Source organism: Streptomyces sp. NPDC001407, from assembly GCF_042895325.1.
Taxonomy (GTDB): Bacteria; Actinomycetota; Actinomycetes; order Streptomycetales; family Streptomycetaceae; genus Streptomyces.
The window spans coordinates 89,234-110,539 of the sequence record NZ_JBIAWF010000008.1; the positions used below are offsets into that span (position 1 = coordinate 89,234).

At 72.5% G+C, this 21,306-nt stretch carries 19 protein-coding genes, 2 tRNA genes and 1 pseudogene; 5 read left to right on the forward strand and 17 right to left on the reverse strand.

All coding sequences use genetic code 11. The annotated features are described in order from the left end of the window. The 6 genes and pseudogenes from ACFY1P_RS13935 to ACFY1P_RS13960 form a co-directional block, all read right to left on the reverse strand. Positions 1-457, reverse strand: a pseudogene (locus tag ACFY1P_RS13935) (hypothetical protein); the annotation flags it as partial. A gap of 201 nt (positions 458-658) precedes the next feature. Further along, the gene (locus ACFY1P_RS13940) at positions 659-1,510 is read right to left on the reverse strand and encodes a helix-hairpin-helix domain-containing protein (protein WP_390750726.1); all 852 of its coding nucleotides are present in this window, start codon (positions 1,508-1,510) and stop codon (positions 659-661) included. Between the two features lie 152 nt (positions 1,511-1,662). Beyond that, positions 1,663-2,508: a DegV family protein gene (locus ACFY1P_RS13945; protein ID WP_361522871.1), complete on the reverse strand. Its 846-nt coding sequence runs from the start codon at positions 2,506-2,508 to the stop codon at positions 1,663-1,665. A 195-nt stretch (positions 2,509-2,703) separates the two neighbouring features. Then, positions 2,704-3,498, reverse strand: a complete 795-nt coding sequence (locus ACFY1P_RS13950) for a hypothetical protein (RefSeq protein ID WP_390750727.1) — start codon at positions 3,496-3,498, stop codon at positions 2,704-2,706. Between the two features lie 187 nt (positions 3,499-3,685). Continuing rightward, positions 3,686-6,532 (reverse strand): leucine--tRNA ligase, encoded by a 2,847-nt coding sequence (gene leuS, locus ACFY1P_RS13955; protein ID WP_361522877.1) that lies wholly within the window; start codon positions 6,530-6,532, stop codon positions 3,686-3,688. 218 nt (positions 6,533-6,750) lie between these two features. Continuing rightward, positions 6,751-8,721: a protease pro-enzyme activation domain-containing protein gene (locus tag ACFY1P_RS13960; RefSeq protein ID WP_390750728.1), complete on the reverse strand. Its 1,971-nt coding sequence runs from the start codon at positions 8,719-8,721 to the stop codon at positions 6,751-6,753. A 326-nt stretch (positions 8,722-9,047) separates the two neighbouring features. Here ACFY1P_RS13960 and ACFY1P_RS13965 point away from each other — a divergent pair, with 326 nt between their 5' ends. Together ACFY1P_RS13965 and ACFY1P_RS13970 are read left to right on the forward strand one after the other, a co-directional pair. Further along, positions 9,048-9,836, forward strand: coding sequence for a hypothetical protein (locus tag ACFY1P_RS13965; protein ID WP_390750729.1), 789 nt, complete (start codon positions 9,048-9,050; stop codon positions 9,834-9,836). Next, on the forward strand, positions 9,833-11,356 hold the full coding sequence (locus tag ACFY1P_RS13970; RefSeq protein WP_390750730.1) for an NADH-ubiquinone oxidoreductase-F iron-sulfur binding region domain-containing protein: 1,524 nt from the start codon (positions 9,833-9,835) through the stop codon (positions 11,354-11,356). Before ACFY1P_RS13965 ends, ACFY1P_RS13970 begins: the two co-directional genes overlap by 4 nt. Positions 11,357-11,465: 109 nt before the next feature. Here the strand turns inward: ACFY1P_RS13970 and ACFY1P_RS13975 are convergent. Further along, a tRNA-Ala gene (locus ACFY1P_RS13975) sits at positions 11,466-11,538 on the reverse strand. Between the two features lie 165 nt (positions 11,539-11,703). On the opposite strand from ACFY1P_RS13975, the gene ACFY1P_RS13980 reads away from it, so the two are divergent. Further along, a complete protein-coding gene (locus tag ACFY1P_RS13980) occupies positions 11,704-13,035 on the forward strand; it encodes a glycosyltransferase 87 family protein (protein WP_390750731.1) in 1,332 nt (443 codons plus the stop codon). Here ACFY1P_RS13980 and ACFY1P_RS13985 read toward each other — a convergent pair. The 8 genes from ACFY1P_RS13985 to ACFY1P_RS14020 form a co-directional block, all read right to left on the reverse strand. Then, the gene (locus ACFY1P_RS13985) at positions 13,014-13,247 is read right to left on the reverse strand and encodes a hypothetical protein (RefSeq protein ID WP_361530883.1); all 234 of its coding nucleotides are present in this window, start codon (positions 13,245-13,247) and stop codon (positions 13,014-13,016) included. The two genes, ACFY1P_RS13980 and ACFY1P_RS13985, sit on opposite strands and share 22 nt — an antisense overlap. A 123-nt stretch (positions 13,248-13,370) precedes the next feature. Then, a tRNA-Ala gene (locus ACFY1P_RS13990) sits at positions 13,371-13,443 on the reverse strand. A 118-nt stretch (positions 13,444-13,561) separates the two neighbouring features. After that, positions 13,562-14,239, reverse strand: a complete 678-nt coding sequence (locus tag ACFY1P_RS13995) for a histidine phosphatase family protein (protein WP_361530922.1) — start codon at positions 14,237-14,239, stop codon at positions 13,562-13,564. Further along, on the reverse strand, positions 14,236-14,676 hold the full coding sequence (gene rsfS, locus ACFY1P_RS14000) for a ribosome silencing factor (protein ID WP_361530886.1): 441 nt from the start codon (positions 14,674-14,676) through the stop codon (positions 14,236-14,238). The genes ACFY1P_RS13995 and rsfS overlap by 4 nt, the downstream gene beginning before the upstream one ends. Before the next feature lie 127 nt (positions 14,677-14,803). Then, positions 14,804-16,441, reverse strand: a complete 1,638-nt coding sequence (locus tag ACFY1P_RS14005; RefSeq protein ID WP_390750732.1) for an LCP family protein — start codon at positions 16,439-16,441, stop codon at positions 14,804-14,806. Between the two features lie 19 nt (positions 16,442-16,460). Continuing rightward, entirely contained in the window at positions 16,461-17,066 is a 606-nt protein-coding gene (gene nadD, locus ACFY1P_RS14010; protein WP_361530892.1) for a nicotinate-nucleotide adenylyltransferase, read from the reverse strand. 56 nt (positions 17,067-17,122) lie between these two features. Further along, complete coding sequence (locus ACFY1P_RS14015) at positions 17,123-17,287, reverse strand: hypothetical protein (protein ID WP_361530895.1); 165 nt, start codon at positions 17,285-17,287, stop codon at positions 17,123-17,125. 93 nt (positions 17,288-17,380) lie between these two features. Further along, positions 17,381-17,551 carry a hypothetical protein gene (locus ACFY1P_RS14020; RefSeq protein WP_361530898.1) on the reverse strand — a complete coding sequence of 57 codons (171 nt, stop codon included), beginning with the start codon at positions 17,549-17,551 and terminating at the stop codon, positions 17,381-17,383. A gap of 102 nt (positions 17,552-17,653) precedes the next feature. On the opposite strand from ACFY1P_RS14020, the gene ACFY1P_RS14025 reads away from it, so the two are divergent. Both ACFY1P_RS14025 and ACFY1P_RS14030 read left to right on the forward strand, forming a co-directional pair. Further along, entirely contained in the window at positions 17,654-18,832 is a 1,179-nt protein-coding gene (locus tag ACFY1P_RS14025; protein WP_361530901.1) for a M48 family metallopeptidase, read from the forward strand. A 368-nt stretch (positions 18,833-19,200) separates the two neighbouring features. Next, a complete protein-coding gene (locus tag ACFY1P_RS14030) occupies positions 19,201-19,353 on the forward strand; it encodes a hypothetical protein (RefSeq protein WP_361530904.1) in 153 nt (50 codons plus the stop codon). An 81-nt stretch (positions 19,354-19,434) separates the two neighbouring features. Here ACFY1P_RS14030 and ACFY1P_RS14035 read toward each other — a convergent pair whose 3' ends face one another. After that, complete coding sequence (locus ACFY1P_RS14035) at positions 19,435-20,520, reverse strand: hypothetical protein (protein ID WP_361530907.1); 1,086 nt, start codon at positions 20,518-20,520, stop codon at positions 19,435-19,437. Positions 20,521-20,629: 109 nt separating this feature from the next. Further along, entirely contained in the window at positions 20,630-21,262 is a 633-nt protein-coding gene (locus ACFY1P_RS14040; RefSeq protein WP_361530910.1) for a hypothetical protein, read from the reverse strand. Positions 21,263-21,306 lie beyond the last annotated feature (44 nt).

Consider the following 21,306-nt stretch of genomic DNA (forward strand, 5'->3'; position numbering starts at 1 on the left):
TCGTCGTGTCGGCTGGTGTCAGGCTGGCGGGTGGGCAGCGGAGGCGCGGCAGGCCGCCCGGCGCCGGATCGGAGTGCGCCAGGCGGATGAGCGCCATGCTGGGATTCGTCGGGCGGGTGAGCACCAGGCCGGGGTTCGTCGGGCGGGTGAGCACCAGGCCGGGGTTCGTCGGGCCGGGATTCATCGGGCCGAGGGTCGTCTCGCCGGGGATCGTCGTGTCGGCTGGTGTCAGGCTGGCGGGTGGGCAGCGGAGGCGCGGCAGGCCGCCCGGCGCCGGATCGGAGTGCGCCAGGCGGATGAGCGCCAGGCCGGGGTTCGTCGCGCGAAGGTACGCCCGGCCGGAGTGCGCCAGGCAGGTGAGCGCCAGGCCGGGGTTCGTCGCGCGAAGGTACGCCCGGCCGGAGTGCGCCGGGCAGGTGAGCGCCAAGCCGGGAGTCGTCAGGCAGAGATGCACCAAGCCGGGATCCGTCAGGCAGCGATGAACCAAGCCCGGACGCCCCACGCTGACGTACGCCCGACCGACTGGCGTCAGGTCCCCATGCCCCAGATCCGGATGCCTCAGGCGGTTGACCATCAGGCAGCTGGCCATCAGGTGAGTGCCCATCAAGCGGCTGCCCATCAGGCGAGCAGCCATCGAGCGGCCGGCCGTCCAGCGAGGTCACGGCTGGACCAAAGGGCGGAGGTCCGTGAAGCGGCGGGTGCCGATGCCGTTGACGTGGCGGAGTTCGTCCACCGAGCGGAAACCGCCGTGCTCCGTGCGGTAGTCGACGATGTGCTGGGCGAGGACGGGGCCGACGCCCGGCAAGGAGTCGAGCTGTTCGGCCGTCGCGGAGTTGAGGCTGACGGGACCGGCCGGTCTGCCGCCTGCCGGGGCGCCCGAGGGTGCCGGCGCGCCCGCCGGCCCCGGTGGCGCGCCCACGACGATCTGCTCGCCGTCCATGAGCACCCGGGCCCGGTTGAGCCCCGTGGTGTCCGTGCCCGGCCGCGCGCCTCCGGCGGCGTCGAGCGCGTCGACCACTCTCGACCCGGACGGCAGGCGCTGGATGCCGGGCCTCAGCACTTTGCCCGTCACGTCCACCACCACGCTGCCGCCGGCACGGTTCGCGGGACTCGCGCGGTCGGCCGGAGGCATCACCGTCGGGGCGGCGGCCGCCACGGCCGATGTCTCCCGGTCCGGCGGCCGTACCGTCCGCGGGCGTCCCGCCCAGAAGTGATACGCGGCGAACACGCACGCCGCGACCAGCACGACCGCGAGCGCGGCCAGCGTCTTCGGTTCGATCCCGCAGCGGAGCCGTACCCACATCGGCAGCCGGTCGACCACGGCCGCCCGCCAACTACCGTGCGCACGAGGCGCTTTGAGCACGCCCCCGGTCGGCGGATCGGGGCTGCCACGGCCTGTCGGCCGTTCCGGGAAGAGCGTCGCCGCCCGCTCCCCCGGCGAGCGATCGGCTCGGATCCCGGCACCCGAGTGCGGCGGATCAAGCGTCATGGTGTTCCGGCGATCAGTCATGTCACGACGGTAGGCGCCTTCGCCCGATCTCGCCGATGCCGCCCAAATTCCGTGGATAACCCGCCAGTTGTGGATAACACCGTCACCCGAAGGAGGGCCTCCGCCTCCCTGAGAAGCAGCGGGCCCGCGCCGCGAGACGCAAGCCGTGCCCCTCAGCGCGGCGAGACCACCACGCCCAGCAGCCCCGGCCCCGTGTGCGCCCCGATCACCGCGCCCACCTCGCTGACGTGCAGGTCGAGCAGCCCCGGCACCCGCTCCCGCAGGCGGTCCGCGAGGAGCTCCGCCCGATCCGGCGCGGCGAGGTGGTGGACGGCGATGTCGACGGGCGCGGCGCCGGCCCGTTCCACGGCGATCTCCTCGAGGCGGGCGATGGCCTTGGAGGCCGTACGGACCTTCTCGCGCAGCTCGATCCGGCCGTCGTCGAGCTGGAGCAGGGGCTTGACCGCGAGCGCCGACCCCAGCAGGGCCTGTGCCGCGCCGATCCGGCCGCCGCGGCGGAGGTAGTCGAGGGTGTCGACGTAGAAGTACGCCACCGTGCCCTGCGCGCGCTTCTCGGCGGCGGCGACGGCCTCGTCGAGCGTGCCGCCCGCCTCCGCGGTCTCCGCGGCGGCCAGTGCGCAGAAGCCGAGTGCCATGGCGACCATGCCGGTGTCCACGACCCGCACCGGCACGGGCGCGTCCGCCGCCGCGAGGACCGCCGCGTCGTACGTGCCCGAGAACTCGGCGGAGAGGTGGAGGGAGACGATGCCCTCCGCGCCCGACTCCGCCGCCGCGCGGTAGGCGGCCGCGAAGACCTCGGGGCCGGGCCGGGAGGTGGTCACCGGCCTGCGCTTCTGGAGTGCCTGGGCGACCGAGCGCGCGGAGATCTCGGTGCCTTCCTCCAGCGCCTCGTCGCCCAGGACGACCGTGAGCGGTACGGCGGTGATGTCGTGCCGCTCCATCGCCCGCTGTGGCAGATAGGCCGTGGAATCCGTGACGACAGCGACATGGCGGGACATGTTCCGGAGGTTACCCGTCGGGGCGCTTCCACGGCAGGGCGGACCCCGTACGCGTGATCGTTCCGCCGGAAGGCCGGACAGCGGGCCGTGCGGTCGGGTAATGCCGCCCGGTATGCCTCACAGTCCGGTGATGCCGTGAGGTCGGGTGATGCCGCGAGATCAGGCGGTGCCGTGAGGTCGGGTGACGCCCTGCGGTCAGGTGGTGCTCTCCGGGCGGTGGCTCTTCTGCCAGGAGTAGCCGGGCTGCTGCCAGGTCTTGCGCCCCGTGATCGCGGGCTGCTGCTCGTCCGACGCGCGGCCGGCGGCCCCTTCAGCGGTTGCCCCCTTGCCCGCCGAGCCCGATGAACTCGACGGGGTGGACGGGCCCCGCACGGATGAACCAGATGAACCAGCGGAAGAGCCAGGGGAAGAACCGGCAGAAGACCCGGCGCCCTCCCGCGGCTCGTCCGTCATCCAGTGCCGCAGCGCGCCCGCCTCCATCTGGATCTGGCCGCTGAGCGTCTCCAGGTCGTCCTCGGCGAACCGGCGGGCCCGGTCCTGCGCCGCCCAGCGGAGTGAGTCCGCGGAGCCCTTGACGCGCTCGGTGCGCTCGCGCAGCTCGGGCAGGCAGGCGGCGATCCTGGCCTTGTCGGGCTCGTTCTCCAGCCGCTTGAGGTCGTCGTCGAGCTCGTGGCCGTGCGCGCTGAGCCGCTCGAACAGGGCCTGCGCCTCGGACAGCGAGGCGTCCTCGGCGGCGGCGAGCCGCAGCGCCTCCTGGGTGGCGCGCATCGACGTCCGCAGGGAGAGGCGCAGCTGCGCGACCTCGCCCGCCGCGCCGGGCTGGGCGTACTGCCGGGCCTTCAGGCGAGTGTCCTCGACGGTCCGGCGGGCCTGGGTGACCGTGCGGTCCACCCCGCGCTTGACGGCGCGCACGGTCTTGACCGTGGCGATCACCCCGAGCGTGACGAGGACCGCGAAGATCAGCGCGACGATCACGGCCACGGCTTCCATGAACGCTCCTCAGCGAGCTCGGTGGGACCGGCCCCGGGGGCTTCCACGGGGCTGGGGCGCGGCGCGCGCCGCGGATCCGAGGGGCCCGCGCCACCCCTCCACCGTAAACGGAAAGGGCAGATCGAGGGTTCCGATCGAACCCCCAACCTGCCCGTAGGGAGAAACCCCGAAGGCTTCCCGTGTCCCGTTACGCCGGGACGATGTTCACCAGCTTCGGCGCCCGCACGATCACCTTGCGGATGCCCGCGCCGCCCAGGGCCGCGACGACGGCCGGGTCGGCCAGGGCGGCCTGCTCCAGCTCCTCGTCGGAGATCGACGGGGCGACCTCCAGGCGGGCCTTGACCTTGCCCTTGATCTGGACGACGCAGGTCACGGCCTCGTCGATGAGGTACGCCGGGTCGGCCACGGGGAAGTCCGCGTGGACGACCGAGCCGGTGTGGCCCAGCTTGCGCCACAGCTCCTCGGCGATGTGCGGGGCCAGCGGGGCGACCAGCAGCACCATCTGCTCCGCGACCGTCCGCGGGACCTCGCTCAGCTTGGTCACGAAGTTGTTCAGCTCGGTGACCTTGGCGATGGCGGTGTTGAAGCGCAGGTTCGCCATGTCCTGGGTGACGCCGTCGATGGCCTTGTGCAGGGCCCGCAGCGTGGCCTCGTCGGGCTCGGCGGAGACCACGGTGACCTCGCCGGTGGCCTCGTCCACCACGTTGCGCCACAGGCGCTGGAGCAGGCGGTACTGGCCGACGACGGCGCGCGTGTCCCAGGGACGGGAGACGTCGAGGGGGCCCATCGCCATCTCGTACAGGCGCAGGGTGTCCGCGCCGTACTCGGCGCAGATCTCGTCCGGCGTGACGGCGTTCTTCAGGGACTTGCCCATCTTGCCGAGCAGCCGGCCGACCTTCTCGCCCTGGTAGTAGAACCCGCCGTCGCGCTCCTCCACCTCGGCGGCCGGTACGGCGATGCCGCGGCTGTCGCGGTAGACGTACGCCTGGATCATGCCCTGGTTGTAGAGCTTGTGGAACGGCTCGTTCGAGGAGATGTGGCCCAGGTCGAAGAGGACCTTGGACCAGAAGCGGGCGTACAGCAGGTGCAGCACGGCGTGCTCGGCGCCGCCGACGTACAGATCGACGCCGCCGTGCGGCTGGCCCTCGCGCGGGCCCATCCAGTAGCGCTCGGCGTCGGCGGAGACCAGGTGCTCGCTGTTGTGCGGGTCCAGGTAGCGCAGTTCGTACCAGCAGGAACCGGCCCAGTTGGGCATGGTGTTGGTCTCGCGGCGGTAGCGCTTGGGGCCGTCGCCGAGGTCCAGGGTGACGTTGACCCACTCCTCGTTCCGGGACAGCGGGGTCTCCGGGGAGGTGTCGGCGTCGTCCGGCTCGAAGGTGCGCGGGGAGTAGTCCTCGACCTCCGGCAGCTCCAGCGGCAGCATCGACTCGGGCAGCGAGTGGGCGACGCCCTGCTCGTCGTAGACGATCGGGAAGGGCTCGCCCCAGTACCGCTGGCGGCTGAACAGCCAGTCGCGCAGGCGGAAGTTGACGGTGCCCTCGCCGATGCCCTGCTCGGTGATCCAGGCGATGGCGGTGCGCTTGGCCTCGTCGACGGCCATGCCGTTGAGGTCGAGCTTGTCGTTGGCGGAGTTGATGGCGGGGCCCTGGCCGGTGTACGCCTCGCCTTCCCAGCCCTCGGGCGGCTGGACCGTCCGCACGACCGGCAGCTCGAAGGCGGTCGCGAACTCCCAGTCGCGCTCGTCCTGGCCGGGCACGGCCATGATCGCGCCGGTGCCGTAGCCCATCAGGACGTAGTCGGCGACGAAGACCGGGACGGGCTCGCCGGTCAGCGGGTTGCGGGCGTACGCGCCGGTGAAGACGCCGGTCTTGTCCTTGCCCTCGGTCTGGCGCTCGACGTCGGTCTTGGACTGCGCCTGCTTGCGGTAGGCCGCGATGGCGTCGGCCGGGGTGCGGGCGCCGCCGGTCCACGCGTCCTTGGTGCCCTCGGGCCACTCGGCCGGGACGACGGTGTCGACCAGGTCGTGCTCGGGGGCCAGCACCATGTAGGTGGCGCCGAAGAGGGTGTCCGGGCGGGTGGTGAAGACGGTGATCTTCTCGTCGTGGCCCACGACCTCGAAGGCGACGCGGGCGCCCTCGCTGCGGCCGATCCAGTTGCGCTGCTGGAGCTTGATCGCCTCGGGCCAGTCCAGCGCCTCCAGGTCGTCGATCAGGCGGTCCGCGTAGGCGGTGATCCGCATGTTCCACTGGCGCAGCTTGGACTTGAAGACGGGGAAGTTGCCGCGCTCGGAGCGGCCGTCGGCGGTGACCTCCTCGTTGGCCAGGACGGTGCCCAGGCCGGGGCACCAGTTGACGGGCGCGTCGGAGGCGTACGCCAGGCGGTACTCGCCCAGCACGTCGGCGCGCTCGGCCGCCGTCAGCTCGCTCCACGCGCGCGTGCCGGGAGCCTGGCGCTCACCGCGCTCGAACTGCTCGACCAGCTCGGCGATCGGGCGCGCCTTCCGCGCCTCCGGGTCGTACCAGGAGTTGAAGATCTGGAGGAAGATCCACTGGGTCCACTTGTAGTACTCCGGGTCGATCGTCGCGAACGACCGGCGCTTGTCGTGGCCCAGGCCCAGCCGGCGCAGCTGGGCCTTCATGTTCTCCATGTTGGCCTCGGTGGAGACCCGCGGGTGGGTGCCCGTCTGCACGGCGTACTGCTCGGCGGGCAGGCCGAAGGCGTCGAAGCCGAGGGTGTGCAGGACGTTGTGGCCCGTCATGCGGTGGTAGCGCGCGTAGACGTCGGTCGCGATATAGCCCAGCGGGTGGCCGACGTGCAGGCCCGCACCCGAGGGGTACGGGAACATGTCCATGATGAACTTCTTGGGCCGGGCGACGACCTCGGGGTCACCCGCCAGGTCACCGTCGGGGTTGGGGGCGTCGTAGGTGCCGTCCGCGTCCCAGAAGTCCTGCCAGCGTGCCTCGATGTCAGCGGCCAGCGCGGCCGTGTAGCGGTGCGGGGCAGCCACCTCGGCGGCGGTGTTGGTCTCGCTCATCGTCCTCAAAGCTCCATCGATCGTCGTCTCTACCTGCGGGCACCTGCGGAAATGAAAAATCCCCTCGCACAGGAGGGGACGCCGCGCCGATGCCGACCGGTCACCGGTCGGTACTGATCAGCGCGGCCCGCTAAGCAGAAGGCGTACGGCACGCATGGGGTCAGGTTACCGCAGGGGCCACAGGGCCCGCACCGAGTGTCCGGCGCGGGCCCAGCCGGTCAGCGGCGGTGACCCGGCACGTACGAGGTCACGTAGTTGTCGGCGGGTGTGCCGACGCCCGTGACGTTGTCGTAGCCGACGGTCGCCGACAGCGAGGTGTCGCCGCCCAGGCTGCGCAGGGAGGTGATCACACCGCCCTTGGCGTCGACGCTGTTGGCGTAGTCGGAGCGCACGACGGCCAGACCCTGGCCCGCGCCCAGCGGGTGGTCGGTGACGTCGTGGTAGGCCGAGGTGCCGTACCGGTCGTAGATGCCCGGGTTGGCGAAGCCGATCGGCACGCCGTGGCGGGCCTGCTGCGCCAGCGCCTGCACGCCCGCGATCACCGGGGCGGCGAGCGAGGTGCCGCCGATGCGGTACTCGCTGTACTTCTGCGTGCCGTCGGGGAACGTCTGCGTCTGGCCGACGAGGAAGCCGGTGCTGGAGTCGGCGACGGCCGCGATGTCCGGCTCGACGCGCATCGGGGTGGTGCCGTTCACCTTGGACAGCGCGTCGGGGACGACGCCGCGCTGGTAGAAGGGCTGCTGGACGAGCTTGCTGGTGCCGCCGCCGGCGCCGCCGGTGAAGGTGCCGGGGAAGCCCTCCCAGGTGTTGCCGTCCTTCGACAGCACGGCCTTGTGGGTGCCCCAGCCGGTCTCCCACAGGTACTTGTCGCCCTTGCCGACGGCGAGCGAGGTGCCGCCGACGGAGGTGACCCACTGGGAGTTCGACGGGGTGTCGACCTGCTTGGTGCCGTGCTTGGCGACGTTGTCGCCGTCGTCACCGGAGGAGAAGTAGAAGCCGATGCCCTCGACGGCGCCGGTCTGGAAGACCTGGTCGTAGGCCGCGGCCACGTCGGGGGTCTCGTTGGCCTCGACGTCGCCCCAGGAGTTGGAGACGATGTCCGCGAGGCGCCCGTCGACGACCTTGTGCAGGGAGTCGATCAGGTCGTCGTCCTGGCAGGAGGCGCCGGCGACGTAGACGATGTCGGCGTCCGGGGCGACCGCGTGCACGGCCTCGATGTCGAGGGTCTCCTCGCCGTACCAGCCGGCCGCGTCGCAGCCGCCCTCACCGGTGCCGGTGTGGGTGTAGTCGGCGGGCAGCACCTGGCTGAACTGGCCCTTGCGGTAGGCCTTGTCGCCGTTGCGCTTGGCGTACTCGGCCGCGTCCTTGGCGATGGTCGGCGAGGCGTACGCGTCGGTGATGGCGACGGTGACGTTCTTGCCGGTGTAGTTCTTCGCGCCGTAGACGGACCGCAGCTGCTTGCCGGTGTAGCCCTTGATGGCGTACGGCGCGTGCGAGCCGTAGGCCGACGGGAGGCTGTCGTTCGTCTTCGAGCCGTAGTACGACGAGAAGGGCCCGGCGTTGACGAACGCGGCGCTCGGCGGGGGCAGGGTCTCGTCGTGCCGGGCGAGGCGCGGGGCGTTGTTCAGGCCCACGACGGTGAGGACGGCGCCGTCCATCGCGGCGGGGACGGAGGCGTTGCTGGACGGCGCGTGGTAGGTGCGGCCGTCCTTGGTGTAGTTGTGCAGCTCCGTGCCGAAGGCCTTCTTGGCCGCGGCGGCGTCACCGGTGACGGTGATGTAGTGCTTGTTGGTGCCGGTCACCTTCAGGCCCGAGGAGGTCAGCCAGCCGGTGACCTTGGCTATCTGGGCCTTGGTGGCGCCGAACCGTTCCTGCGCCTGCTTGGCGGAGAGGTACTTGCCGTACGACGGCGACTTCGGGTCGGAGACCGCGCGGGCGTAGTCGGCGAGGCCCTTGGCGTCCTGGCCGGCCAGGTAGACCCGGGCGGTGACCTTGTTGGAGTCGGCGACGGTGCCGCGGTCGGCCGACGGCGTGGCCCACAGTGGCTTCGTCCCCTGGAGCGACTGCCGGCCGTGCGGACCGGTGTCCGCCTGGGCGGTGGGAACACCGAGCGCGAGCGCCCCGGCGACCAGCGGCAGCGATGCCACCAAGGCCAGTCCGGCACGTCCTCTGGAGCGGGTAGATCTCATGGAACCCCCTGGATGCGAATGGTCGCGTAAGGCCGTCCGCGCTGACATGGCACGGACACGCACATACGTCGCGCCACTCTTTCGACGAACTGTTCATCCATGGGGCATGAGTTCGCCAAGATGAAGCCAAAGAAGAGTCAGAAGACGGTCAGGGGGGCACAAGTAAACCCACGAGCCGCCGGATCTCGCGGCAGGGCTCCGGCGGGGGGCGGCATGCGTGCGAAGTGCCGCCGAACGAACAGACGTTAGCAGTGGTACGGGCCGCCGCACCGGGGTTGTGCCAAGCGGACCCATCGCCCCCGCCGGCCTGCCTAGCGTGCTGCCGCATGAACCGCTTCCTCGACCACACCGGTGGCGTCCTCACCCTGGTCTCGCTCACCGCGACCGTCGTGTGGGGGCTCATCGCCACCGACCGGCTGCTGCTCACCCCACGCGCCCGGCTGCTCTCCCAGGCCGTCCACCGGGCGACCGCCGCCGGCGCGCTCGGCTTCCTCCTGGTGCACGTCTGCGTCAAGGTCGCTGAGGCCCACGCGTCGCCCGCCGCCGCCCTGGTGCCGTTCTCCTCCGGCGTGCGGGGCGCGGGCGGCCTGCTCGGACTGGGCGCCCTCGCGGCGTATCTGATGGTGCTCGCCGGAGCGACCGGGGCGCTGCGGAGCGCCTTCGCCGGCAAGGGGCGCGCCCGGCGCTGGCGCGCGCTGCACGCCTGCGCGTACCCGGCGTGGTGCGCCGCCGTACTGCACGGCCTCAAATCCGGCCGCCCACCGGCGGGTTGGGTGGCGGCGGGTTACGGGCTGTGCCTCGTCGCGGTGGCGGCGGCACTGGTCCTCCGGCTCGTACGCGGCCGCCCCGACGGTTCGGACCCCCCGGCGTCCGCCGCGCCCTCGCCCGGCAGGCACACGATGGCGGCGGTTCCGGTGCGTACGGTCGCTTCGCACCGCGCGGGTGCCCGCGTTCCCGGCCCGCGCACCGCCGTTGCCCACGCGCCCGGCGCGCACTCTCTCGCCGGGCGCACTCCCGCAGCGCTCACCTCCGAAGCCGCGCTCACCTCCGGAGAAGCCCTGGCCGACGCCCTGGCCGACAACAGCGCGCACCGCGCCCCGGGGCAGGCCCGGTGAGCCGCCCGCTTCCCGACGTGCCCGATGTGCTCGCGCTCGGGCTGCCGCGGCTGACGGCCGGTTTCGACACGGCCCTGCGGCTCGACCGCAGGGCCCATCTCGCCGTGCACGGTTCGGCACCCCGGCTCACCGAAGCCCAGGCGACCGACCTCGCCGAGGCCGTCGCACTGCGCGGCCGGGGCGGCGCGGGCTTCCCGTTCGCACGGAAGCTGCGGGCCGTGGGCCGGGCGGCGCGGCGGCGGGGGCTGCGTCCGGCGGTGGTGGTCAACGGGTGCGAGGGCGAGCCCGCCTGCCGCAAGGACGCCGTCCTCCTCGCGCGCGCCCCGCACCTGGTGCTCGACGGCGCCCTGCTGGCCGCCGAGGCGCTCGGGGCGGGCACGCTCGTCGTCGGCGTGACCCGGGCGGCGACCGAGGACTCCGTACGGGAGGCGCTGGCCGAGCGCGGGCTCGCCGACCGGCGCGGCCGGGCCGTGCGCGCCCGGGTGGTGCGCCTCCCCGAGCGGCTGGTCTCCGGCGAGTCCTCCGCCCTGCTGCGGGCCGCCGACGGCGGGCTCCCCCTGCCGCCCGGCCGCCACGCCCGCGCCTCCGAGGAGGGGCTCGGCGGGGCGCCGACGCTGCTGTCCAACACCGAGACGTACGCCCAACTCGCCGTCGCCGCGCGTCTGGGCGCCGACCGCTACACCTCGACCGGCACGGCGGACGCGCCCGGCACTCTCTTGCTCACGGTCTCCGGCGCGGTGCCCGAGCCCCGGGTCGTCGAGGTGCCGAGCGGCGTGCCGCTGGCGTACGCGCTGCGGGCGTGCGGGGCCGACCCCGCGCTCCAGGGGGTGCTGACCGGCGGCTACCACGGGGCGTGGCTGGACGCGACGACCGCGTACGGCGCCACGGTCTCCCACGCGTCGTTGGCGGCCTGCGGCGGGGCGCTGGGCGCGGGCGCGGTGGTGCCCCTGCCCGTGGACACCTGCCCGCTGGGCGAGACCCTCCGGGTGGCGCACTGGCTGGCCGCCGAGTCGGCGGGCCAGTGCGGGCCGTGCAGGCTCGGGCTGCCGTCGGTGGCCGGAGCGCTGGCGGACGTGCTGGCCGGGGGCGGGCGCGGCGCCCTGGAGGCCGTACGGGAGGCCGCGGGCGGCGTCCGCGGGCGCGGCGCCTGCGGGCATCCGGACGGGGCGGCGCGCTTCACGCTGAGCGCGCTGTCCGCGTTCACCGACGACCTGGCGGCGCACGTGCTGGGCGGTGGCTGCGGTCGCGGCACGGCCGGGGTGCTGCCGCTCCCCCTGCCCGCCGGGGCGAGCGCCGCGAACCCGGAGAGCGCCGAGCGGCTCGCGGTGGACTGGACGCTGTGCGAAGGGCACGGGCTGTGCGCGGGCCTGCTGCCCGAACTCGTGCGGCTCGGCCCGGACGGCTATCCGGCGCTGGCGGACGCCGGGGTGCCGACGCACCTGCGCGGCCGCGCGCTGCGGGCCGTGCGCCGCTGTCCGGCGCTGGCGCTGCATCTCGACAAGGGGGCCGACGCGCCCTGACCGCGGGCGCGGACCGCCGTAGGCATGGAACACAGCAGTCACCGAACACCGGATGCACGGAACGAAGAAGAGCGGGCCGTCCGTTTCCGGACGACCCGCTCATTCACTGTGGAGCTAAGGAGAATTGAACTCCTGACCTCCTGCATGCCATGCAGGCGCTCTACCAACTGAGCTATAGCCCCTTGTTCTGTTTTCCGCCCGGTTTCCCTGGCGACACGGATTACATTACACGGACCTCCCCCCCATCTGCCAAATCGCTTGCCCGGCAGCGCTTGGAACGGCCGTGAACGGGGTAGCGTCGGCCCCCTGTGCCCGATTTGTCGCCTCTGGACCCGGAGTCGCGCCCCGTGACAGCCCGCCGTGCCGCACCGATCGCCGCATCGGTGTGCCTGGCGTCCTTCGTCTGCTTCTGGCTCGCCCAGCGCGCGGCCCACGTCTCGATGATCGACCTGCTCGTCTACCGCGCGGAGGGCTGGACCGTGCGCACCGGCGGCGACCTCTACGCGATGCGGGCCACCCACGCGCACCTGCCCACCACCTACCCGCCCTTCGCGGCCTTGCTGTTCACCCCGCTGACCCTGCTCGCCACCGCCCCGCTGCGCGCCCTGGCCACGACCGTGAACCTCGCGCTGCTGCTCGCCCTCACCCACCTGTCGCTCCGGCTGGCCGGGCGGCCGCCTCGCGCCGCCGTGACGCTCGTCGCGGCGGCGCTGTGCGTCTGGTGCGAACCGGTGTGGACGACCCTGCGCTACGGACAGGTCAACCTCCTCCTCGCCGTCCTGGTGCTGTGGGACCTGACCCGGGCCGCCGGGCGGGGCGGACGCTGGGCGGGCGTGGGGATCGGTCTCGCGGCGGGCATCAAGCTCACCCCGGCGCTCTTCGCCGTCTTCCTGGCCGCCACCGGATTCACCCGCCGCCCCGGAGGGGAACTGCGCCAGGCCGGCGTCGCCTGCGCCGCCTTCACCGGCACGGCGGCCGTGGGCGCGCTCGCCCTGCCGTACGACTCCTGGCGCTACTGGACCGACATGCTGTTCGCCGCCGACCGCGTCGGGCACGCCGAGGACGCCGCCGACCAGTCCCTGCGCGGCGTCCTGGCCCGGCTCCTGCACACCGGCGACCCGGGGCCCTGGTGGGCCGTCACGGCGGCCGTGGTGACCGCGCTCGGCCTCGGCGTCGCGGTCCGGGCGAGGCTGTACGGACCGGAGCCCACCGCGCATGCCTGGGGCGTGCTCTGCTGCGCGGCGACGGCACTGCTCGTCAGCCCCGTCTCCTGGTCGCACCACTGGGTGTGGTGCGTGCCCATGGCGCTGCTCCTCGCGGCGGAGGCCGCCGGAGCCACCGGCCGCCGCCGCGCCGCCTGGTGGGCGGCGACGGCGACGGCCGGAGCGCTCTTCTGCTCGTACGCGCTGTGGCGGGTGCCCCACGTGTCACAGGCACGGCTCGAACTCCACCAGTGCGGCGGCCAGATGCTGCTATCCGCCGGCTATCCGGCGGCCGGAGCGGCCTTCCTGCTGCTGGCAGCCGTCAGGACACCGCGCTCCGAACCGGACGACTTCGGCGACCGCCGGGCGTGCCCCAAGTGGCCTGAGGACAAGTGGCCTGAAGAATCGGAGAGAAGGGGGCAGGAGGGCGCGGGAGAGCCCGCCGGGGACCGGCTTCAGGCGGTGGCGAAGGAGTAGAAACGCTTCAACGTGCAGTGTTCGTCGAGCAGTCGGCCGTAGATCGGCTCGCCCTCGAGCTCGCGGTAGGTCTCGATCGGGTCGCCTTTTATGATCAGCGCCCGGGCGCACTCCACGCACCAGTACTGGTAGGAGGGGTTGAGCGGCTCCATGTCGCGGACGATCGGCGTCCCGCTGCCGCACCAGTCGCACTTCCGGCTGTGTGCACCCATGGGTCAGCCGTTCCCTCCCCTTTGGTCCCGTCCGCTACCGGCCGTCCGATTCTGCCATGAGACCCTGTCGGAACAGCAACAATCCCGCCTCTCCTTGACGGAGAGACGGGATCGTCCGGATTGTGGAGCTAAGGAGAATTGAACTCCTGACCTCCTGCATGCCATGCAGGCGCTCTACCAACTGAGCTATAGCCCCGCTGTTCTCGGCTTCCCTCGGAGGTTTCCCTCCGCGTTCCCCGCGAACAAGAAGAACTTTAGTCTGTGACCTGCCCGGATGTGAAATCGGGCCCTGGGCGGCCGCCGGGCGGACCCGCTCAGTCGTCGTCGCCGAGCACCGGCTCGGGCAGCGTCCCGGCGTTGTGCTCCAGCAGCCGCCAGCCGCGCGCGCCCTCACCGAGCACCGACCAGCAGCAGTTGGTGAGGCCGCCGAGCGCCTCCCAGGACGACGACTCCAGGCCGATCAGGCGGCCGATCGTCGTACGGATGGTGCCGCCGTGGCTGACCACGACGAGCGTGCCGCCGTCGGGCAACTTGTCGGCCCGCTCGAGGACGACCGGGGCGGCCCGGTCGGCGACCTCGGTCTCCAGCTCGCCGCCGCCGCGCCGCACGGGCTCGCCGCGCTTCCACGCCGCGTACTGCTCGCCGTACCGCCCGATGATCTCCTCGTGCGTGAGGCCCTGCCACGCGCCCGCGTAGGTCTCGCGCAGCGCGGCGTCGTGCTCGACCGGCAGGCCGGTGACGGCCGCCAGCTCGGCCGCGGTCGCCGCGGCGCGCTTGAGGTCGGAGGCGACGATGGCGTCCGGCCGCAGCGCGGCCAGCAGCCGGGCGGCCCGGCGCGCCTGCGCGACGCCGGTGCCGGTCAGCTCGATGTCCGTGGAGCCCTGGAAGCGGCGCTCCAGATTCCATGCGGTCTGGCCGTGCCGCCAGAGGACGATGCGCCGGCCCCTGGCGGTCGCTGCGCCCGCTCCCGTACCGCCCGCGCTGCCGTTCAGCTCAGCTCACCGTCCAGGTCGGCCTCACCGGCCTGCGTCTTGGCGTGCTCCTCGGCCTTGCCGCGCGTGGCGACGGCGTCGGCCGGGAGGTCGATCTCGGGGCAGTCCTTCCACAGCCGCTCCAGGGCGTAGAAGACGCGCTCCTCGCTGTGCTGCACGTGGACGACGATGTCGACGTAGTCCAGCAGCACCCAGCGGGCGTCGCGGTCGCCCTCGCGGCGCACCGGCTTGGCGCCGAGCTGCTTGTTCAGCTGCTCCTCGATCTCGTCGACGATCGACTTGACCTGGCGGTCGTTGGGGGCCGAGGCCAGCAGGAAGGCGTCGGTGATCGACAGTACGTCGCTGACGTCGTAGGCGATGATGTCGTGCGCGAGCTTGTCTGCGGCCGCCTGTGCGGCGGCCTTGATGAGCTCGATGGAGCGGTCCGTGGCGGTCACAAGCCATGCTTTCGATAAAGAGGGTCAGTACGCCTCAAGGGTCTCACGACCCGCCGACACCCCTCCTGGCCTTTTCTGCGCCTCTTCGGCCGGGCCGGCCGGGCCCTCGCCCGGCCGGCCCTCGCCGTCAGCTCTTGTAGTCCTTGCCCAGCACCACGGTGACGTCGGCGTTGGCCGCTCCGGTGCCCTTCTTCACGGCGCTCGCGGGCAGGCCCAGCGTCTTGGCGACCTCCTTGGCGTCGGCCTCCCGCCGGTCATCCGCGTACGTCACCGCGGACGCGGCCTCGGCCGTGCCCGACGTGCCGCCGTCGACCACGGTGTAGCCGCCGTTGACCAGCGTGACCTGCGCGGCACCGGACGCGCCCTTGCCGCCTGTGGCGTTCTTCACGCTGACCCGGGGCGTCGCGTTCCTGCCGGTGTCCTTCACCGTGCCGCCGAGGACGTCCTTGACCACCTTGCCGGTCGCCTGGTCGCCGAGCGTCCCGTCGGCCTGCACGGGCAGCGCCGTGGTGTCGTACGTGCCCGCCTTGGCGAGCGTAGCGAGCCGGGCCAGGGAGGCGCCGAGCTGTTCGACCGACAGGGAGGGGTCCGGGATCTGCGCGAGGGACTCCATGGTGCGGGTCGCGGCCGCGGGGTCACCGGACAGCTTCTTCAGCACCGCCTGCATGACCTGCCCGAAGCGGGCGAGCTGCTTGCCGGGGTCCTCGCCGGAGGCCCGGTAGGTGGCGTAGGCCACGGCCATCTGGCCGCCCAGGTTCTGCGCGCTGCCCTTGCGGACCACCGGGCTGTCGCCGGGCTTCGCGCCGGGGACGTCGGTGTCGGTGTCCAGCGCGATCCCGCCGACGAGCTCGACCAGGTTCTCCAGATACGGGGTGTCCAGCCGCCAGCTGCCCTTGATGTCCGCGCCCAGCAGGGTGTTCAGGGCGTCGCGGGTCGCGCCGGTGCCGTCGTCCTGGACGGACTTGCCGAGCGTGGTGGAACCACCGCCGTCCTTGGCGACGGCCAGCGTGTTCGGCAGCAGGACCGTCGTGCCCTTCTTGGTGGTCTCGTTGTCGACCAGCAGCGCGGTCGAGCTGCCGCCGCCCTGCGTCTGCCGGAGGTGGACGACGATCACGTCGCGCTTCTGCGCCCCGCTCGCCGTGGCCGCCCCCTTCTTGTCACCGGAACCGGCCCACCACATGTAGGCAGCGGCACCGCCCAGGGCGAGCACGAGCACCACGACGAGGGCGACGACGCGGTTGCGTCCCTTGCGCTTGCGCTCGTCGCGCCGTTCGGTGCGGCTCTCGCTGAACTTGAGCCAGTCGATGACGTCCTCGGAGTCCTCGTCCGGCTCCTCGATGAAGGAGAACTGCTCGGTGCGGTAGTCCGGAACGGACGCCTGCCCGGGGACCTTGGGGGACGGCTCCCGCGGCTCCTCCCGGGGCACCTCGCCCGCCTCGTGCGCGGGGGCACCGGCCTGCCGGGGGATCCACTCCTGCTGCTGGGTCTGTTGCACCGGCTGCGCGGGCTGCTGCTGCTCGTAGAACTGGTGCTGCTGCTCGTGGAGCTGCTGGGGCTGCGCGTACGGGTCGTAGCCGCCCTGGGTCTCGTAGCCGTAGCCCTGCTGGGGCTGCTGCTGCACGGGCTGCACCGGCCGGCCGTACTCGTCGTACACCCGCTCCGGGGCGTCCGGCCGGTACACCGGCTGCCCATAGGCGTCATAGCCGTGGACCTGCGGCTGACGGCCGTACGGGTCCTGCGCGTACGGATCCTGTCGGTCGTTCACCGGTGCCCCTCACGTGCCTTCAGTGCCGGTACAGATCGCGCTTGTCGATGTAGCGCACCACACCGTCGGGCACCAGGTACCAGACCGGGTCGCCCTTCGCCACGCGCAGGCGGCAGTCGGAGGAGGAGATCGCGAGCGCGGGCACCTCGACGAGCGAGACGCCGCCCTCGGGCAGACCGGGGTTGGCCAGTATGTGGCCCGGTCTGGTCACCCCGATGAAGTGGGCCAGCGAGAACAGCTCCTCGGTGTCCCGCCAGGTGAGGATCTGGGCCAGCGCGTCGGCGCCGGTGATGAAGAACAGGTCGGCGTCGTCGTTGAGGGCGCGCAGATCGCGGAGGGTGTCCGTGGTGTACGTCGGGCCGCCGCGGTCGATGTCGATGCGGCTGACCGAGAACTGCGGGTTGGAGGCGGTGGCGATCACCGTCATCAGATAGCGGTCCTCGGCCGGTGACACCGTCCGGTGGCTCTTCTGCCACGGCTGGCCCGTGGGTACGAAAACGACCTCGTCGAGGTGGAACTGCGCGGCCACCTCGCTGGCGGCGACCAGGTGGCCGTGGTGGATCGGGTCGAACGTCCCGCCCATCACTCCGAGTCGCCGCTTCACGGGCCCTGTCTGCTCTCCCATGCGTGCAGACCCTACTGGGCGCGGCGGGGCGCCGGACCCGCAGGGACCGGGTGTGCTCAGCGGTCGCGGTTGAAGCGGGTCGTGATCCACAGGAGGAGCAGCAGGATCACCAGGGCGGCGCCACCGGTCATGTAGGGGCTGAGGCTCGGGTGGGTGTCCACGTGCTCGCCCTCGGAGGCGAGTGTGGCCAGGGCTGTGTGGGCTGAGGCGAAAGCGCTCATCGTCGGCAGGACCTATCCGGGACGGTAGTCGGGCAGAGACTTCTGCCACATCGTATGCGGGGGGCGTGCACGGGCTCACGCCGACTCCACAGGTCAGTCCTTCTTGCCGTACCCGCGGAGCAGGAACCAGGCGAGGAAGACGATGCCGACGACGCCGACGACGAGGACCGTCCGGATGAGGTCGCCGGGCCCCTGGTCGCCCTTGGAGACGGCGAGCAGTTCGGTGAAGCCGGGGTTCGCGGTGAACGCGTGGATGTCGGACATGCCTCCAACGGTAGCCATGCCGGGGGCAGCGCCTACTGTGGGGTTGGGCAGCCGGGCGGGTGACGGCCGCCCGGCCATGATCAGCGCATGGAGGGGGTCTTGATGAGCGACAGCGACGGCGGCGCCAGGGGCGAGAGCGCTTCCGGTACCGCGGGCGAGGGGCACGAGCGGGTGCCCGGCCGGCAGCGGAAGCGGTTCCCCGGGATCTCCTCGCGCGCCTACGAGCACCCCGCGGACCGCTCCGCCCTGGTGGCGCTGCGCAAGCTGAGCGGCTTCGACACGGTCTTCAAGGCCCTGAGCGGGCTGCTGCCGGAGCGCAGCCTGCGGCTGCTGTATCTGTCCGACTCCGTGCGGGTGGGCGAGCAGCAGTTCCAGCATCTGCACACGATGCTGCTGGACGCCTGTTACATCCTGGACCTGCCGAAGGTCCCGCCGATGTACGTCACGCAGGACCCCCAGCCCAACGCCATGTGCATCGGCCTGGACGAGCCGATCATCGTGGTCAGCACGGGCCTCGTCGAGCTGCTGGACGAGGAGGAGATGCGGGCGGTCGTCGGCCACGAGGTCGGTCACGCGCTCTCGGGCCACGCGGTCTACCGGACGATACTGCTGTTCCTGACCAACTTCGCGCTCAAGATCGCCTGGATTCCGCTGGGCAACCTCGCGGTGATGGCCATCGTGACGGCACTGCGCGAGTGGTTCCGCAAGTCGGAGCTGTCGGCGGACCGGGCCGGCCTGCTGGTGGGCCAGGACCTCCAGGCGTCGATGCGCGGCCTGATGAAGATCGCGGGCGGCAACCACCTGCACGAGATGAACGTGGACGCGTTCCTCGCGCAGGCCGAGGAGTACGAGACGGGCGGCGATCTGCGCGACTCCGTACTGAAGATCATGAACGTGCTGCCGCGCACGCACCCCTTCACGACCGTGCGGGCGGCGGAGCTCAAGAAGTGGGCCGGGAGCCGCGACCACCAGCGGATCATGGACGGCCACTACCCGCGGCGCTCGGAGGACGGCGACACCTCGGTGTCGGACTCCTTCCGCGAGTCGGCGAGCCACTACGCGGACTCCGTGCGGGCCAGCAAGGACCCCCTGATGGGGCTGGTGCGGGACCTCGCGGGCGGGGCCAGTGACCTCGGCGGGCGGCTGCGCGACACGTTCACCGGCCGGAGCGCCTCCGGCTCGCCGTCCTCCGGCCCCGGGGAGGGCCCCGGGAAGCCTTCGGAGGGGCCTGGGGCGGCTCCGGGGGGCCAGGACCCGGAAGACGGGCCCTCGAAGCCGTAGACGGGCACCTGGGGGCTCTTCGGGGCCCCTTCCCCGGCATCCGGCGCGCGGCTCCGCCCCGGACCCCGCCCGGGTACGGGCCGGTGGGCGCGACCGGCAGGCCCGTGGAACGACCGCCCGCAACCGGGCCCGGAAGGCGGCCGGAGCCGAGCGCTTCACTTGGCGGACGAGGGCCTGACCTGGCGGCTCCGAAGCGTTCGGGTCGGCGACCCCCTCCCGGGTGGCCGCGTTTGACTTGCCGTCCACCGAATGGATTGACTGCCCGGATGCGACGTTTTGTCCTGGTCGGAGCAGCCGTTCTCAGTCTTTCCGCCTGTGCGAGCCCGCTGGACGACGCTTACGCCGTCATGGCTCGTGAGGAGCGCAAGATGGCCAAGCTGGACCGCGGCCGCATCGTGAAAGCCATCTGCAAAGACCCCGAGCGGGCGTCCTCCAGATCCGTCGAGCGGGATACGGGCAAGCGGGTCCGTGCCGAGGTCGTGCGGAAAGTAGCCGAAGCCTGCCCTCGATCTGCCCAGTGATCCGTCCGGCCTGTCCGGTGATCCGCCCGGCAGGCCTCTGAGCGCTCCGGCCGGCGAACCCTGCCGACCAGGCCGCTGAACCTAGCGCTGCGGCTGCGCGCTCGCCGCCAGCGAGCCGCAGAGCGCCGTCGCGTCCTGGCCGGTCGTGTAGGGGTTGGTCACCGCCGGGCCGTCGCCGCTCGCGTGCTCGCCCGCCAGGAGGGGGCGGAGGTAGGCGGCGTCGTCGGCCGAGCAGGACTCCGGGCCCGCCTGGAGATAGCTCTGCACGAGCGTCAGGTGGTGCTCCTGGAGGCCGTCCCGGTCGAAGCGGAAGCGCATCGTGCGGCGCACGGTGAACAGCGAGGCGCCATCCACGCCGGGACCGAGGTCCGCGCCCGCCTTCGCGGGCCGCAGCGCGTAGACGAACGTGTGGTCGCCCGAGACCTCCAGCGTGCCGGGGGCCGTCTCCGAGACGGAGAAGACGCCCTGGGTCCGCACGGGCGTGTTCACCAGGGCCACCTGGGCGGGGTCGAAGCGGATCAGCCAGCCGGTGGCCGCGTGCCGCCCGTCACCGGAGGGGTGGTCGAAGCTGCGGTCGAACTGGTCGAGCTGTGCCGGGTCGAGCAGCACCCGCAGCGTGCGCTGCGCCCCGCCGACCAGGGCGGCCGGGTCGATCGCCGACTTCACCACGTACTCCTTGGCGGCGGCCAGCGCGGCCATCACCTGGCTCTCGGAGAAGTGCTGCGTGCTGCGCGCCGGAGGCAGGGTGACGCCCTCCTCGCCCAGCCGGAACTGCGCGGCCGGGCTGTGGTCGAAGAGCTGCGCCGCCGGGCCGCCCGGCACGGGGTCGCGCGGGGCGAGGGGTATGACCGTGGAGCGCATCGGCTCCGCGACGGGCGCCGTCGCGTCCTTGTAGGGGTGGCGCAGGCCCATGTAGACGGCCGTGCCGAAGGCCAGGGCGATCAGTATCACCAGGACGAGAACCTGTCGCGAGGTGCTGACGCGGGCCCACACATGGCGGTTGCGCACGGCGAGCGCGTGGTCACCCATCCGCTCACGTGCGGAGAATTCCTGGAGGCGGGCAGCGCGGATGAACGATTCGTCGAAGACGACGGATCGGTACTCGTCCTCCCCGCCCCCGGGGACACCCTCGGGCGTCCCCTCAGGTGGGTCTCCAGGCCCGTCCATACCTCAAGAGTAGGTCCGTCGGGGTCTCGGTAAACGCGCTGGTACACGACAAGTTGTGAGGAAAATTCCGGGTGTCCGGTGCACGCATGTCAACCCCCGCCCGACCTGCTCAGCGGCGGGGCGCCGCGGACGCCACCGGGGGCTCCGAATCGACCGAGACCGACGGCAGCGGGCCGGGCCGCCCGCTCGCCGGGGCGTCCACCCCGCTGGTCGCGGGCGGCGGGCCGGAACCGGGCCGGTTGCCGGAGGAGGTGCTGCGGTAGACGGCGGCGAAGGCGAGGGCCACCACGCCTATGCCCATCACCACGGCGAGCACCCAGGCCACGGGGCGCTGCCACCGGGCGTGCCCCCGATAGGGCCGGCGCGGCTCGCCGTAGCGCCCGTACGGGCCGTAGGCGTCGTCCGGGTCCAGATCGTGGGCGAGGCTGTACCAGCCGCTCGCACGGCCGCTGTGGTGGCCCGTGGGGCCCGCGAGGAAGCCGCCCTCGTAGGGCTCGTCGAAATCCAGCGCGTCGTCGTCGGCGGGCCCGCCGCCCGCCCGGGCCCGGGAGGCTTCCGCCTCCGCGCGGGCCTGGGCGGCGGCGAGCATCCGCTCCGCCGCGGTGGGTTCGTGGACCGCGGCGGACCGCACGAACTCCTCGTCGAAGACCACGGAGGCGAACGCGTCGTCCGCGTCTCCGTGGCGGTGGCTGTCGGGCTCCTCGCCGTCCGGGAACGGCTGGCCCCCCACGTCGTCCGGCACCCGTCCAGCGTAGCCCCGGAACGCTCAATCCGTGCAGCCGGTAC